At 72.7% G+C, this 14899-nt stretch carries 15 protein-coding genes and 1 tRNA gene; 11 read left to right on the top strand and 5 right to left on the bottom strand.

Annotation, left to right across the window (positions count from 1 at the left end):
• Nucleotides 1–14: 14 nt before the first annotated feature.
• From araA to Aeryth_RS15235, 6 genes are all read left to right on the top strand, one after another.
• Nucleotides 15–1523, top strand: coding sequence for an L-arabinose isomerase (gene araA, locus Aeryth_RS15260; RefSeq protein ID WP_067860446.1), 1509 nt, complete (start codon nt 15–17; stop codon nt 1521–1523).
• A 687-nt stretch (nt 1524–2210) separates the two neighbouring features.
• The gene (tadA, locus tag Aeryth_RS15255) at nt 2211–2675 is read left to right on the top strand and encodes a tRNA adenosine(34) deaminase TadA (protein ID WP_257721380.1); all 465 of its coding nucleotides are present in this window, start codon (nt 2211–2213) and stop codon (nt 2673–2675) included.
• A 102-nt stretch (nt 2676–2777) separates the two neighbouring features.
• Nucleotides 2778–3344, top strand: coding sequence for a hypothetical protein (locus tag Aeryth_RS15250; RefSeq protein WP_067860444.1), 567 nt, complete (start codon nt 2778–2780; stop codon nt 3342–3344).
• A 275-nt stretch (nt 3345–3619) separates the two neighbouring features.
• The gene (locus Aeryth_RS15245; RefSeq protein WP_067861894.1) at nt 3620–4729 is read left to right on the top strand and encodes an LLM class flavin-dependent oxidoreductase; all 1110 of its coding nucleotides are present in this window, start codon (nt 3620–3622) and stop codon (nt 4727–4729) included.
• On the top strand, nt 4726–5334 hold the full coding sequence (locus Aeryth_RS15240) for a CE1759 family FMN reductase (RefSeq protein WP_067860442.1): 609 nt from the start codon (nt 4726–4728) through the stop codon (nt 5332–5334). The genes Aeryth_RS15245 and Aeryth_RS15240 overlap by 4 nt, the downstream gene beginning before the upstream one ends.
• A 78-nt stretch (nt 5335–5412) precedes the next feature.
• On the top strand, nt 5413–5712 hold the full coding sequence (locus tag Aeryth_RS15235) for a DUF2277 domain-containing protein (RefSeq protein WP_067860440.1): 300 nt from the start codon (nt 5413–5415) through the stop codon (nt 5710–5712).
• A gap of 7 nt (nt 5713–5719) precedes the next feature.
• On the opposite strand, the gene Aeryth_RS15230 is transcribed toward Aeryth_RS15235, so the two are convergent.
• Nucleotides 5720–6985, bottom strand: coding sequence for an alpha/beta hydrolase (locus Aeryth_RS15230; RefSeq protein WP_067860438.1), 1266 nt, complete (start codon nt 6983–6985; stop codon nt 5720–5722).
• Nucleotides 6986–7075: 90 nt separating this feature from the next.
• Between Aeryth_RS15230 and Aeryth_RS15225 the strand changes: the two genes are divergently transcribed.
• The gene (locus Aeryth_RS15225) at nt 7076–8143 is read left to right on the top strand and encodes a hypothetical protein (protein ID WP_067860436.1); all 1068 of its coding nucleotides are present in this window, start codon (nt 7076–7078) and stop codon (nt 8141–8143) included.
• Nucleotides 8144–8178: 35 nt separating this feature from the next.
• On the opposite strand, the gene Aeryth_RS15220 is transcribed toward Aeryth_RS15225, so the two are convergent.
• The 3 genes from Aeryth_RS15220 to Aeryth_RS15210 all read right to left on the bottom strand — a co-directional run bounded on the left by Aeryth_RS15220 (nt 8179) and on the right by Aeryth_RS15210 (nt 11397).
• A complete protein-coding gene (locus tag Aeryth_RS15220) occupies nt 8179–9798 on the bottom strand; it encodes an AMP-binding protein (RefSeq protein WP_067860434.1) in 1620 nt (539 codons plus the stop codon).
• Nucleotides 9799–9873: 75 nt separating this feature from the next.
• Nucleotides 9874–10959 carry a dipeptidase gene (locus tag Aeryth_RS15215; protein WP_067860432.1) on the bottom strand — a complete coding sequence of 362 codons (1086 nt, stop codon included), beginning with the start codon at nt 10957–10959 and terminating at the stop codon, nt 9874–9876.
• A 24-nt stretch (nt 10960–10983) separates the two neighbouring features.
• The gene (locus Aeryth_RS15210) at nt 10984–11397 is read right to left on the bottom strand and encodes a hypothetical protein (protein WP_067860430.1); all 414 of its coding nucleotides are present in this window, start codon (nt 11395–11397) and stop codon (nt 10984–10986) included.
• 88 nt (nt 11398–11485) lie between these two features.
• Here Aeryth_RS15210 and Aeryth_RS15205 point away from each other — a divergent pair, with 88 nt between their 5' ends.
• Entirely contained in the window at nt 11486–12634 is a 1149-nt protein-coding gene (locus Aeryth_RS15205; RefSeq protein ID WP_067860428.1) for a MalY/PatB family protein, read from the top strand.
• Between the two features lie 104 nt (nt 12635–12738).
• On the opposite strand, the gene Aeryth_RS15200 is transcribed toward Aeryth_RS15205, so the two are convergent.
• The gene (locus tag Aeryth_RS15200) at nt 12739–13377 is read right to left on the bottom strand and encodes a nucleoside/nucleotide kinase family protein (protein WP_067860426.1); all 639 of its coding nucleotides are present in this window, start codon (nt 13375–13377) and stop codon (nt 12739–12741) included.
• A 78-nt stretch (nt 13378–13455) separates the two neighbouring features.
• Between Aeryth_RS15200 and Aeryth_RS15195 the strand changes: the two genes are divergently transcribed.
• The 3 genes from Aeryth_RS15195 (at nt 13456) to yidC (ending at nt 14804) form a co-directional block, all read left to right on the top strand.
• Nucleotides 13456–13542, top strand: a tRNA-Ser gene (locus Aeryth_RS15195).
• Between the two features lie 137 nt (nt 13543–13679).
• Nucleotides 13680–13955, top strand: coding sequence for a hypothetical protein (locus Aeryth_RS15190; protein WP_067860425.1), 276 nt, complete (start codon nt 13680–13682; stop codon nt 13953–13955).
• Between the two features lie 51 nt (nt 13956–14006).
• The gene (gene yidC / locus Aeryth_RS15185) at nt 14007–14804 is read left to right on the top strand and encodes a membrane protein insertase YidC (RefSeq protein WP_067860422.1); all 798 of its coding nucleotides are present in this window, start codon (nt 14007–14009) and stop codon (nt 14802–14804) included.
• Nucleotides 14805–14899 lie beyond the last annotated feature (95 nt).

Here is a 14899-nt window from a genome sequence, read left to right as displayed (position 1 = left end):
AGGGAGAGCACCGCATGAGCACCCAGCAGCAGACGCGCGAGGTCTGGTTCCTGACCGGCAGCCAGGCCCTCTACGGCGACGAGACGCTCGCGCAGGTCGCGACGCAGTCGCGCGAGGTCGCGGCCATGGTCGACGGCGACGACCGGATCCCCGTGCCCGTCGTCTGGAAGCCGGTGCTCACCACGGCCGACGCGATCCGACGGGTCGTGCTCGAGGCGAACGCCGACGACGCGTGCGTCGGGCTGATCGGGTGGATGCACACCTTCTCCCCGGCGAAGATGTGGATCCAGGGTCTCGACGCGCTGCAGAAGCCGTTCCTGCACCTGCACACGCAGTGGCACCGCGACATCCCCTGGGAGTCCATCGACATGGACTTCATGAACCTCAACCAGGCGGCGCACGGCGACCGCGAGTTCGGCTTCGTGCAGACGCGCCTGGGCGTGGCGCGCAAGACCGTCGCGGGGCACGTGAGCGACCCGTCCGTCGGCGCCCGGATCGCGACCTGGGTGCGCGCGGCCACCGCGGCGCAGGACGTGCGCACGCTGCGGCTCGCGCGCTTCGGCGACAACATGCGCGACGTCGCCGTCACCGAGGGCGACAAGGTCGAGGCGCAGCGTCGCTTCGGCGTCTCGGTGAACACGTTCGGCGTCAACGACCTCGTCGACGTCGTCGACGCGGTGGAGCCGGGTGCGGTCGACAAGGTGGTCGCCGAGTACGAGGACCTGTACGACGTCGCGCCCGACCTGCACGCCGGCGCCGATCGGCACCACCTGCTGCGCGACGCCGCGCAGATCGAGGTGGGGCTGCGGCGCTTCCTGGAGGAGGGCGGCTACGGCGCCTTCACGACCAGCTTCGAGGACCTCGGCGGGCTCCGCCAGCTGCCGGGGATCGCGGTGCAGCGGCTCATGGCCGACGGCTACGGCTTCGGCGGTGAGGGCGACTGGAAGACGTCGGTGCTCGTGCGGACCACCAAGACGATGACGGCGGGGCTGCCCGGCGGCACGTCGTTCATGGAGGACTACACGTACCACCTCGAGCCGGGCAACCAGAAGTCGCTGGGTGCGCACATGCTCGAGGTGTGCCCGACGATCAGCTCGCAGCGACCGTCGGCTGAGGCGCACTCACTCAGCATGGGCAACCGCGAGGACCCGGTGCGCCTGCGCTTCGTCGCCGACCCCGGCGAGGCGGTCGTGGTCGGCCTGGCCGACCTCGGCGACCGCTTCCGGCTCACCGCGAACGACGTGACGCTGGTCGAGCCCGACGCGCCCCTGCCGAACCTCCCCGTCGCGTGCGCGGTGTGGCAGGCCCACCCGTCGCTCCCGACGGCCGCCGAGGCCTGGCTCATGTCGGGCGGACCGCACCACACCGTCCTCACCACCGCCGTCGGCATCGAGGCCTTCCGGGACCTCTCCGAGATCCTGCGGACCGAGCTCGTGCACATCGACGCCGACACCACCCCCCACCGCTTCCTGCAGGAGCTGCGCTGGAACGCGGCGTACTACCGGCTCGCGGACGGGATCTGAGCTGCCCCCGGGGCTGCCTGGTCCGGGGGTCGTGACCTTGCTGGTGCGCTGGCTGCGGTCGTCGTGACCTTGGTGGTGCGCTGGCTGCGGTCGTCGTGACCTTGGTGGTGCGCTGCCTCGGCTCTCGCTGGGGGCAGCCTCTGAAAGGGCCTCGACCGGCAGCGTGCCTGGGGGTAGCTCCGGGTCTCGGGGTCTGGCTGAGGCCGCCCTCGCCGCAAGGTTCTTCGTTTCTGCGTTCTTGACGCACCGTTCTGCGTTGGCGCGTCCTATCGGTGGATCTGCAACCGCAGGAGCCGTTCTGCGGTTGAAGATCCACCGATGGCGGGCTGTGGGCGCAGAGGCTTCTGCGTTCACGACGGCATCCCGTAGCAAACGCAGCATCCTTGGCCCCTCAGTGCACGAACGCAGCATCGTGCGCCCACTCCGTGCCCAAGCCGCAGCCCGAGACCCCAGACCAGCGCCGTCGCCAGCCGCCCGGTCGAGGCCCTTTCGGAGACCACTCCCAGCGAAGGCCGAGGCAGCGCACCAGCAAGCCCGGACCCCCTGCGGCAGCGCACCAGCAGGCCCAGACTCCCTGCGGCAGCGCACCAGCAGGTCGAGACCAACGCAGGCAGCGCACCACCAAGACCACGACCACCGATGGCAGCGCACCGGGAGCGCACCCGGACGATCTGGGACGATCAGGGGGTGAGCAGCAGGCCGGTGGACGACGTCGCGGCGATGCGTCGCGCGCTCGACCTCGCCGCGTCGGCGCTGACGTCCGACGACGTGCCGGTGGGTGCGCTCGTGCTCGACGCCTCGGGGGTCGTGGTGGGGGAGGGGTTCAACACGCGGGAGCGCGACCAGGACCCGCTCGGCCACGCCGAGCTGGTGGCGCTGAGGGCGGCGGCAAGGCAGCTCGGCACGTGGCGCCTGGACGGCTGCACGCTGGTCGTCACCCTCGAGCCGTGCACGATGTGCGCCGGCGCCATCGTGTCCTCGCGCGTGCAGCGGCTCGTGCTGGGGGCGTGGGACGACAAGGCCGGAGCCGTCGGCTCGCTGTGGGACGTCGTCCGCGACCGTCGCCTCAACCACCGTCCCGAGGTCACGTCGGGCGTGCTCGCGGAGGAGTCGTCGGCGCTCCTGCGCGCCTTCTTCGCCGACCGTCGCTGAGCGAGGTTCCGGCGCGTTCTTCCGGGTTAGGGTATTTGGTCCCGGGACCCCGGTTCTCGGTGACATCGTGGATGCGCACCATCCACCACGGGAGGGAGAACCGTGAACATCACCATCATCGGTCGCGCCTGCGCGACCGTCGTCATCACGATCGCCGGCATCAACCTCGCCACGACGCCGGCGAGCGCCGACGACCCGGCGCCCAGCTGTGACCCGGCCGTCGTCCAGGCCGCGCTCACGAAGGCCGAGGCGGACGCGCTGGCCGCGCAGAAGGCGTACGTCACGCACACGCGGACCTCGACGAAGGACCTCGTGAAGCAGCTCAAGGACCGCGAGACCGCCGAGGCGCGAGCCGCCGAGAAGGAAGCACGACGCCTCGCCGTCGCGGCTCGGAAGGACCCCGCGCTCCGCGACGAGGCCAAGGCCGCCCGAGACACGGCCCGTGCCGCGGCCAAGGAGGCAGCCCGTGCGCAGCGCGCGTCGCTCGCCACCCTGAAGCGTCAGGTCAAGGCCGAGCGCGCCGTCCTGAAGTCGCAGTGGGACGCAGTGAAGAAGGCGCTGCGGGACCAGCGCGACCACGCCGAGGAGTGCGCCGAGGCTGCGCAGGCTCCCGAGCCCACGGAGTCGCCCGAGACGCCCGAGACGGAGCACGACGGCGCGCACGCCTGACGCCGCGAGCGCGACGGCGAGCGCCCCGGCCGCCCCCGTCGGCCGGGGCGTTCTCGTCTGCCTGCACGAGACGCGGACGCCGCTGATTCCCAGGTCCTGATGGGAATCTTTCACTCACCTGCGGATGATTCAGCCGGTGAGCGTGGGAGAAGCATGGTGAGCTGCTCTGATTCCCATCACCTCATGGGAATCATCACGCGCGGACGGCAGCGGAATAAGTTGAATGTTGAACTAGTTGATGCGACCATCGACGCAAGGAGGCTCCCATGAGCAGCATGCAGTTCGGCATCTTCACCGTCGGCGACGTCACCCAGGACCCCACCGACGGGACGACGCCCACGGAGAACGCGCGCATCAAGGCGCTCGTCGAGATCGCGAAGAAGACCGAGGAGGTCGGCCTCGACGTCTTCGCGAGCGGGCAGCAGCACAACCCGCCCTTCGTGACGACCTCGCCGACCACGCTGATGGCCTACATGGCCGCGCAGACCGAGCGCATCGTCTTCTCCACGGCCATCGCGCAGATCACCACGAACGACCCGGTCCGGCTGGCCGAGGACTACGCCGTGCTGCAGCACCTCTCCGACGGCCGCGTCGACCTCATGCTCGGACGCGGCAACTCCGCCCCGGTCTACTCGTGGTTCGGCCAGGACCCGACGCGCGCCGTCGAGCTCACGGTCGAGAACTACCAGCTGCTCCGCCGGCTGTGGGACGAGGACGTCGTCGACTGGGAGGGCCGCTTCCGCACGCCGCTGCGCGGGTTCACCGCCACGCCGCGCCCCCTCGACGGCGTGCCGCCCATGGTCTGGCACGCCTCGATCCGCACGCCCGAGGTCGCCGAGCTCGCGGCCTACTACGGCGACGGCTACTTCGCGAACAACATCTTCTGGCCGAAGGAGCACTACATCCGGCTGATCAACTTCTACCGGCAGCGCTACGCCCACTACGGGCACGGCGAGCCGGAGCAGGCGATCGTCGGGCTCGGCGGCCAGGTGTTCATGCGCAAGAACAGCCAGGACGCGATGCGGGAGTTCCGGCCCTACTTCGACAACGCGCCGGTCTACGGCCACGGGCCGAGCCTGGAGGACTTCACCGCGCAGACGCCGCTCACCGTCGGCAGCCCGCAGGAGTTCATCGAGAAGACGCTGACCTTCGCCGACTACTTCGGCGACTACCAGCGCCAGCTGTTCCTCGTCGACCACGCCGGACTGCCGCAGAAGGAGGTGCTGCACCAGATCGACATGATCGGCGAGGTGCTGCCCACGCTGCGCAAGGAGTTCGAGGCCCGCCGGCCCGCCGGCGTCCCCGACGCGCCCACCCACGCCTCGCGCGTGGCGGCCCGCGACGCCGCCCAGGCCGACAGCCCCGACGAGGAGGTGCGCGCATGACCCGGGTCGTCATCGTCTCCGCCGGCCTCGGCAACCCCTCGACCACCCGGCTGCTCGCCGACCAGCTCGCCGCCGGCGTGCGGCGGGCGGACACCACCGCGTCGATCGAGGTCGTCGAGCTGCGACCCCTCGCGCACGACGTCGTCGACGCCACGCTCAGCGGCTTCGCGTCGCCGCGGCTGCAGCACGTGGTCGACCAGCTCGGCGCGGCCGATGCGGTCGGGTTCGTCACCCCTGTCTTCCAGGCGTCCTACAGCGGACTCTTCAAGTCCTTCGTCGACGTGCTCGAGCCCGACGCGCTCGTCGGCAAGCCGGTGCTGCTCGGCGCCACCGGCGGCACGGCCCGGCACTCGCTGGCCGTCGAGTACGCGATGCGTCCGCTGATGGCCTACCTGCAGGCCGTGCCGGTGCCCACCGGCGTGTTCGCGTCGCCGCACGACTGGAGCGCCGACGGCGAGGGGGCACTGACGACCCGTGTCGACCGCGCGGTCGGCGAGCTCATGAGCATGCTGCGCGGGGCCGGCACGGGGCGCACCCGCAACGACGACATCGACCTGTTCAGCGACACGATGCTGAGCATCTCCGACCCGCAGCGCCGACCCTGACGCAGCGTCCCCGAGCGCTCGCCGAGCCGCCGCGCCGAACGTCTACCGCGTCGACGTCGTCGGGCGTACGGTCGGAGGATGTGCCGGAACATCCGCAGGCTCCACAACTTCGAGCCGCCCACCACCGACGACGAGGTGCGTGAGGCCGCGCTGCAGTTCGTGCGCAAGACGAGCGGCTCGACCCGACCCTCGCGCGCCAACACCGAGGCGTTCGAGCGGGCGGTCGACGAGATCGCGGCGGCCACCCGGCGCATGCTCGACGACCTCGTGACGAGCGCCCCGCCGCGCGACCGGGACGTCGAGGCGGTCAGGGGTCGCGAGCGGCACGAGAAGCGCATGGAGCGCGAGGTGCGCCTGCGCACCGGCGCCGCGTCCTAGGAGCCCGCTAGTCGGGCGTCGACGCGGGCAGGTGCTCCTCGAACCACTGCAGCACGAGGTCGCGCGCCACGAGCGTGCCGAACGACACCGTCCCCAGGCCTCGACCGAGCGTGTGCTCCTGGCCGGGCAGCTCGACGTAGCGCGTCGTGATGCCGGCCCGGCGCGACGCGTCGGCGAACCGACGCACCGGGTCGGGAAGGATCAGGTGGTCGGCCCCGCCCTGGACGACGAGGACGGGCGCACCGTCGCACGCGCCGACCACGGACCGGCACTGCCGCAGGGGCTCCTCGACGTGCTCGGCGGAGTCGGTGAACGCGTACCGCTCGGGAAACTCACGTGGCGAGCCGCCGACGTACAGGTCGCCGTAGCCGCGTCCCAGCGCCGACTCCTCGTAGGCGGCCGACCCGTCGACCGCGGGGTACAGCCCCACCACTGCGGACACGCGCGGCAGGTCGTCGCGCGACCCGCACGACGGGTCGAGGCTGCGGCCCAGGTTCGCCGCGTTGATCGCGAGCTGACCTCCGGCGGAGTCGCCCATCGTCCCCACGCGGTCGGGGTCGAGCCCGACCCGCGGGCCCCGACGGGTGACCCAGGTCAGCGCGCAGCCGACGTCGGCCACGGCGAGGTCCCACGTCTGGCGGTCGCGCGTCGCGAGCCGGTAGCTCACGTCGAGGACGGCGTAGCCGCGGTCGAGCAGCGGCGGGAAGTAGGCGGTGGGACGGGGGCTGCCGCTCGTGAAGCCGCCGCCGTGCACGTTCACGACGACGGGCGCGCGACGGTCGGCCGAGGCGCCCTGCGGCAGGTAGAGGTCGGCCGACAGCGCGACTCCGTCGACCTGCCCGACGGTCACCGTCCGGTCGGGCTGCACCACGCCCCTCTGGAACGGCAGGGTGGGTGCGAAGACGCCGACGTCGGCGCCGACCCGCTGCGCGTCGACCACCTGGTAGGTCCACAGGCCGAGCGACGAGACGAGGGCGAGCGCCGTGACGACGGGCAGCGGTCGCCACGGGTCGAGGCCGCGACGGCGGGCACCGACCAGGGCGATGACGAGCAGCGCCGCCGCGAGGACGACGTTCCACACGCCGAGCGCGTCGCGCCACACGCCGACGGCGACGACCACGTACTGCGCGGCGTGGTGCTGGAGCACGGGCTCCCACCAGGAGGGACGGGTCCAGGCGACCACCTGGCCGAGCACGGTGATGAGCACCAGCACCACCAGCAGGGTGCGACCGAGCCCTCGCAGGGCTCCGCCTCCCGCCCGATCCGCTGCCACGTCGTCCCTCTCGTCGTCCGTCCCCCGGCGGAGACCGTACCCGCGGTCGGCCCAGGTCGCGAGCGGGGCCTCGGGCCCTACCGTGGAGGGATGGTCGCCTCCCCGTACCGGCTCGTCCCCGCCCGCTCGGACCGTCGGCTGAGCGAACGGTTCTTCGGCCGGTTCCGCCGGGTCGGGCTGCGCGGCGTGCTCGCCGACCTCGACCGGCGGGCGACGCCGACGCAGGTGCCGGGCGAGGCCGTGGCGGAGGGCTTCACGTGGGAGGAGCGCGACGCGAGCACCGACCGGTGGTGGCCGCAGGGCGTGACGACGTCGGCCGACGCGTACGGACCTGACCCGCAGTCGGGCACCTACGCGGGCCGTCTGGTGCTGCTCGCGAGCTGGTACGCCCACGGGGCGCTCGGCTGGCTGCTCCTCGGGTCGCGGGTGTCCGTCGTCGACCTCACCGACCCCGCGGACCCTCGCTACCGGCACGTGCTGCTCGTGGAGCCGCGGCGCCGGTTCGGGCTGCACCGGCTGCGGCCCGTGCGGGTGCATGCGGGCGGGATCGTCTGGTACGGCGACCACCTGTTCGTCGCCGGCAGCTCACGCGGCATCCGCGTGTTCCGCGTCGACGACGTCGTGCGGGTGCGCAACCGCTGGCGCACGCGCGGCTACCGCTACGTCCTGCCGCAGCTGACGACCTACGACGCGTCGACCACGGGCGACGCGCGACCGATGACCTACTCCTTCCTCTCGCTCGACCGCGCGGGCGACGTCGACCACCTGGTGGCCGGTGAGTACGGCCGCAAGGGCGCCACCCACCGTCTGCTGCGCTACGAGCTGGACCGGGCGACGCAGCTGCTGCGTGGCGTCGAGGCGGGCCCGGCGGAGCCGGTGGAGGCCCACGACGGTGTCGCCCCGCGGATGCAGGGAGCCGTGCTCGTCGACGGCACGTGGGTGATCACCGCGAGCGCCGGGGAGGACGTCGCGGGGGACCTGTGGGTCGGACGTCCTGGTGCGCTCCACCGGCACCGCGGCGTGCTGCCGACCGGTCCGGAGGACATCACGTGGTGGCCCCAGCGCGGTCAGCTGTGGACGCTCACCGAGTGGCCCGGGCGTCGCTGGGTGTACGGCATCGACGTCGACCGGTGGGTGCGTCCGGCGCCGCCCGCCTGACCCACGACGCGCGACCGGCCCCACGCCGACGGAGGTCAGAGGCCGAGCAGGGTCCGGGACTCCTCGCGCATCTCGACCTTGCGGACCTTGCCGGTGACCGTCATCGGGAACTCCTCGACCACGTGCACGTACCGCGGCACCTTGTAGTGGGCGAGCCGTCCGTCGCAGAACTCCCGCACCGCCTCGACCGTCAGCGTGCCGATGCCGTCGCGCAGCCGGACCCACGCCATGAGCTCCTCGCCGTAGCGCGCGTCGGGCACGCCGACGACCTGCACGTCGAGCACGTCGGGATGGGTGAGCAGGAACTCCTCGACCTCGCGCGGGTAGATGTTCTCGCCGCCGCGGATGACGACGTCCTTGATGCGACCCGTGACGCCGACGTACCCGTCGTCGTCCATGACGGCGAGGTCGCCGGTGTGCATCCACGCGTCGGCGTCGATCGCCTCGGCGGTCTTGGCCGGCTCCTCCCAGTAGCCGAGCATCACCGAGTACCCGCGGGTGCACAGCTCGCCGGCCGTGCCGCGGGGGACGACGTCGCCGGTGAGCGGGTCGACGACCTTGACCTCGAGGTTGGGGTGCACACGTCCGACGGTGCTGACGCGACGCTCGACCGAGTCGTCGGTGCGGGTCTGGGTCGAGACGGGCGACGTCTCGGTCATGCCGTAGCAGATCGACACCTCCTCGGCGCCCATCCGCTCGATGACCTGCTTCATCACCTCGACCGGGCACGGGGAGCCGGCCATGATCCCGGTGCGCAGCGCGGACAGGTCGTGCTCGTCGAACGACGGGTCGGACAGCATCGCGATGAACATGGTGGGCACGCCGTACAGCGACGTGCAACGCTCCTGCGCCGCAGCGCGCAGAGTGGCGGCGGGGTCGAACATGGGCGCGGGGACGACCATCGTCGCGCCGTGCGACGTGGCTGCGAGGTTGCCCATGACCATGCCGAAGCAGTGGTAGAAGGGCACGGGGATCGCGATCCGGTCGTCGGCCGTGTAGTGCAGCAGCTCGCCGACCGCGAAGCCGTTGTTGAGGATGTTGCGGTGCGAGAGGGTGGCGCCCTTGGGGAAGCCGGTGGTGCCCGACGTGTACTGGATGTTGATCGGGTCGCCGGGGTCGAGGGTGGCCTCCACGGCGTCGACGTCGAGGTCGCTCGCGCGGCCGGCGTCGGTCATGGCCTCCCAGGAGGGGGTTCCGATCAACAGCACGTCCGTGAGGTGCGGGTGGTCGGGGCGGACCTGCTCGATCATGTCGGCGAACGAGGCGCCCTTGAGCTCGGGCACGGCGACGATCGCGCGCATGCCCGACTGGCCGACGACGTAGCCGAGCTCGTGGGCGCGGTACGCGGGGTTGACGTTGACCAGCACGACGCCGAGGCGCGCCGTCGCGTACTGGACGAGCGTCCACTCGGCGCAGTTCGGCGCCCAGATGCCGACCCGGTCGCCCTTCTGCAGCCCCAGCGACGCGAGCCCGCGCGCCACCGCGGTGACGTCGTCCCACAGCTCTCGGTAGGTCCAGCGCCGTCCGGTGGCGCACTCCACGAGCGCCTCGCCGTCGGGCACGCGCGCGACGGTGGCGGCGAGGTCGGCACCGATCGTGGTCTCGAGCAGCGGGACGTCGGTGCTGCCGGTCGTGTGGCTGGGTCGGGCTGTCATCGGTCCCCCCGAGAGCAGTGTGTGCTGGGTCACGTCGAGTCTGCCACGCGCCGACGACCGGCCTCCGGCCCGACCTCAGGAGGTGGCGTCGAGCACCCTCAGGATGTTGCGCCCCGTGAGACGGGACAGGTCGTCGGCGGACCAGCCTCGCCTGGCCAGCTCGTCGAGCAGCGCGGCGTGGCCGGTGACGTCGCCCATGCCGACCGGGAAGTGGTCGAAGCCGTCGTAGTCGCCCCCGAGCCCGACGTGCTCGACGCCGGCCACCTCGCGGGCGTGGTCGACGTGGTCGGCGACGTGCTCGACGGTGACGACGGGCTTCTCGCCGGCCGTGGCGGGGTCGGTCTCGTGCCGCTCGAACCAGGCCGCGAACTCGGCGCTGACGAAGGACGGCACGTAGGTGACCATGACGACCCCGCCGTTGCCGGGGAGCCGCTCCAGCACGTCGTCGGGGACGTTGCGCGGGTGGTCGGTGACGGCGCGGCACGAGGAGTGGCTGAAGATCACCGGCGCGCTGCTGACGTCGAGCGCGTCGTGCATGGTCGTCGCGGCCACGTGCGAGAGGTCGACGAGCATGCCGACGGCGTTCATCTCGCGCACGACGTCGCGGCCGAAGGCGGTGAGGCCGCCGTGCTGCGGCACGTCGGTGGCGGAGTCGGCCCACGGCGTGTTCTCGTTGTGGGTGAGCGTCATGTAGCGCACGCCGAGGCGCGCGAGCTGGCGCAGGACCGCGAGAGACCCGTCGATGCTGTGCCCGCCCTCGGCACCGAGCAGCGATGCGAGCCGCCCCGAGGCCCAGGCGGCGCGGACGTCGTCGCCCGTCCAGCACAGCGCCGTGCGCTCCGGGTACCGGGCGACCAGGCGGTGCACCCAGTCGACCTGCTCCAGCGTGTAGGTGACGGCGTCGGCCCCACGCCGCTCGCAGGGCGCGTAGACCGACCAGAACTGCCCGCCGACGCCCGCGGCGCGCAGCCGGACGAGGTCGGTGTGGAACGTCGGCTCGACGCCGTCGGCCGCGCGGTCGGCGTCGAGCCCCTCGACGGAGTACCCGGCGGCCTCCCGCGCCTCCCACGCGAGGTCGTCGTGGCCGTCGACGAGGGGTGCGACGCGCACGGCCTCCTGGGCGGCGGGTTCGGTGAGCAGGGAGCCGAGGGTCGCGTCCATGCCTCCACGGTAGGACGCCGGGCGTCAGCCGCCGGGACAGGTGTTGGTGCCGCCGCTGTGCACGGCGCACCCGCCGTTCGGCCGCGCAGGTGTCGGCTCGGGCGCGGTGCGGTCGCGCCAGTCGCGCGCGGCATCGGGGCCCACGGCCGCGACGGGCACCAGCGCCAGCGCCAGCGCGAGGCCGAGCCCGACGGCGGCGAGAGCGCGACCTTGCACGAGCGCGAGGCACAGTCCCATGAACGGCAGCACCGTGGTGAGCGCCATGGCGACGGTGACGCCGACGAGCACCTTCGTCTCCTCGGACGGCGTGAGCCCGTCGAGGCTGAAGCCTGTAGCGGCGGTCCAGAGGTAGGCGAGGAGGCCGGCGACCCACGACACCCAGGCGAGCGCGATCCCCCGGGACGTCGAAGGGTCTGCCGTCGTCCGGTGCTCCGTCATGGGCCACCTCCGGGCTCGGGGTCGACGTGACTGTCCCGTGGCGTCGGCTGCGGTGTCAAGGCTCGACGCCGGTGGCAGGGTGGGTCGTATGCACCCGTTGCACGAGCTGACCCTGGCCGACCTGCGCCGCCGCACGAGCGTCAAGTGGACGCTCCACGAGCCCGACGTGCTGCCCGCGTTCGTCGCCGAGATGGACGTGCCGCTCGCGGAGCCCGTCGCCCGGGCGCTGTCCGAGGCTGTCGCGCTCGGCGACACCGGCTACCCGAAGGCCGGGACGTACGGGCAGGCGCTGGCGTCGTTCGCGGCCGACCGCTGGGGCTGGACCGTCGATCCGGCCAGCACGCTCGACGTCGCCGACGTGATGGTCGGCATCGAGGAGGTGCTGCGGCTGCACGCGGCCCCGGAGGCCCCGGTGATCCTCAACCCGCCCGTGTACCCGCCGTTCTACGACGCGGTCGCGCACGTCGGGCGCTCGAGGGTGGAGGTGCCGCTCGGTGCCGACGGACGGCTCGACCTCGACGGCCTGGCCACTGCTTTTGCCCGCCACCCGGGCGCCGCCTACCTGCTGTGCAGCCCGCACAACCCCACCGCGGTCGTGCACACCCGCGAGGAGCTGTCGACCGTCGCCCGGCTGGCCGCCGAGCACGGCGTGCGGGTCGTGGTCGACGAGATCCACGCCCCGCTCGCGCCGGTGTCGGGCGAGACCGACGCGTTCGTGCCGTACCTGTCGGTCGAGGGGACCGACGACGCCTACGCCGTGCTGTCGGCGTCGAAGGCGTTCAACCTGGCGGGCCTGAAGGCTGCCGTGGTCGTGGGCGGTGCCGCCACCGCCGACGAGCGGGCCGCGGTGCTCGAGATCGTCAGCCACGGCCCCAGCCACCTCGGCACCCTGGCGCACGTGACCGCGCTGCGCGAGGGTCGCGACTGGCTCGACGCGCTGCGCGCCGACCTGCGCGCGAACCGCGAGCTGCTCGAGGCACTCGTGGACGAGCACCTGCCCTCGGCGCGGCTGCTCGCCGGGCCCGGCACCTACACGGCGTGGCTCGACCTGCGCGCGTACGACGTCGGCGACGACCCGGCCGCGCGCCTGCTGGAGCAGGGTCGGGTCGCCCTCGCCCCCGGCCCGACGTTCGGCGGCACGTCGCGCGTCGGCGACGGCCGCGCTCGCCTGACCTACGCCACCCCGCCCGACGTGCTGCGCGAGATCGTCACCCGAGTCGCCTCCGCCCTGCCCTGACCCCACCCACCCGTACGCCTGAGCCCGCGTTCTGTGGAGTCGGTGACGGTCTCGCGGCGGGAAAGCGTCGCAAGGTTCACCAAACGCCTGGTTCGCGCTGGGGGTCAGGGGGAGGGGACGACGAGGTCGGCCTGGTCGCGCCGGGCGAGCACGCGCCGGGCGTTCGGCTCGTCCACGTCGTCGACCCACGCCTGCGCGTCCTCGCGCGACTTCCCGTGCTTGACGTGCCGCATGACGAGGCGCGACCGGCGCCGTCCGTCGTCGAGGTCGACGAACCAGACGGCGTCGAGCTCGCGCCGGACGTCGGGCCACGGCTCGTCGGCGTCGAGGAGGTAGTTGCCCTCGGTCACGACCACGCGGTGCTCCGGCGCGATCGTGATCGACGCCGCCAGGGGCTGCTCGAGGTCGCGCTCGAAGCCCGGCGCCAGCACGTCGTGGTCGGTCTCCGCGCGCAGGCGTCGCAGGAGCGCGAGGTAGCCGTGCGCGTCGAAGGTCTCGACGGCACCCTTGCGAGCGAGGAGTCCGCGCTCGAGCAGGGCGACGTCGGCGAGGTGGAACCCGTCCATCGGCACCCGCACGGACGGGACGCCGCGCGCCGACAGCCGGTTCGCGAGCCGTCGGGCCAGCGTCGACTTCCCGCTCCCGGGTGCGCCGACGAGGCCGACCAGCACGCGACGGGCCGGGTCGGCCTCAGCCAGCGCTGCCGCCCGCGCGGCGAGGTCGTCGAGGTCCACGACGCTCATCCTCCTCCTGCACGGGGTCGCTCCCCCTCGTCAAACCCACCGCCGGGTGACGCGCAGGGGTCCGGTAAGGTACCCCGCGGTGGCGTGTCCGAGCGGCCGAAGGTGCATCACTCGAAATGATGTGTGGGGTCAAACCCACCGTGGGTTCAAATCCCACCGCCACCGCCGGTGAGAAGGGCCCCCAGCGTTCTGCGCCGGGGGCCCTTCTCCGTCCACGGGCGACGCCCTGGTCACGGGAGGGCGAGGCCACGTCGCCACCGACGTCCTCGCCCTCCTTCGCCCCACCGGCCTATGCTGGCGAGGTGTTCGAGACCGCGATGCTGAGCCGGGCGACCGGGCTGCTCGCGTTCGTCCTGTGCCTCGCGGCGCCGTCGGAGTCCACTGCAGCGGCGGGCGTCGCGGTCCTCATCGCCGCGGCGCTGGTGGTGGCGGTGGGCTCGCGCGTCGTGGTCGAGCACCGTGTCACGGGGGTCGGAGCGCGGCCAGGCGAGGCCGTGCGGCTGGTGCCCGTGCTCTCCTCGCGCATCGCGGACCCCGTGCGGCAGCCCGTGCGTCCGCGCGCTCCCGGTCTGGTCTGAGGTCGCCTTCGGGCGACGTGCCCGATCCGATCCTCAGACCAGGAGACTCCCATGCTCGACCCGTTGAAGCACGTCCTGTCCGCCCTGCTGTCCCACACCCACGCCCTCCTCACGCACCTCGGGGCCGACCCCGGTGGTGCCGTCGGCTGGTGCCTGAGCATCGCCGCGATCGTCGTGGTGGTGCGCTCCCTGCTGCTGTCGATCACGATCCACCAGGTCCGCAACGCGCGCCGGTCCGCGCTCGCCCGACCACAGCTGCAGGAGATCGCCCAGCGGTACAAGGGCCGCACCGACACCGAGAGCGTGCGCGCCATGATGGAGGAGCGTCGCGCCGTGTCGGCCGAGCACGGCGTCTCGCGGCTCGGGTGCCTGCCCGTGCTGCTGCAGGTGCCGCTGTGGATCGCGCTCTACCACCTGCTCTCCGACGTCGCGGCCGGCTCGCCGGTCGGGTCGATGGACGCCGAGCAGGTGGCGCTCTTCGACCGCGCCCAGCTGTTCGGCACCGGTCTGGCGGACAGCGGCATGCTCGGCCACGGAGGGCTCCACCTGGCCGTCGTCCTCACGCTCGCAGCCGTGGCCGCGCTGGTCTCCTTCGCGACCCAGCACCTGTTCGTCATGCCGAACACCCCGACCGAGGGGATGCCCGAGGCGATGCAGCAGGCCACCCGCATGATGCCGACGCTCTCGGCCGGAGGGCTCCTGCTCACCGGGACGTTCGTGCCCGTCGGCTTGCTCGTCTACTGGGTCGCCAGCCAGGTGTGGACGCTCGGCCAGTCCCTCGTGGTCTGGCGGTGGTTCCCGACGCCCGGCAGTCGGGCGGCGCGGCGACGCGAGGCGGCCACGGACTGACGACGCCGCGCTGTCGCTCGCCGCTCGGCCTGCGACGTCTGCCGCGTCTGCATCGGCAGCGACGAGAGGGTCCGCCGCCTCGACCTGTCGTGCGA

The organism is Aeromicrobium erythreum (assembly GCF_001509405.1).
Lineage (GTDB): Bacteria > Actinomycetota > Actinomycetes > Propionibacteriales > Nocardioidaceae > Aeromicrobium > Aeromicrobium erythreum.
Note: the sequence above shows the minus strand (reverse complement) of the source record. Positions and strands in the feature narration are given on the sequence as shown.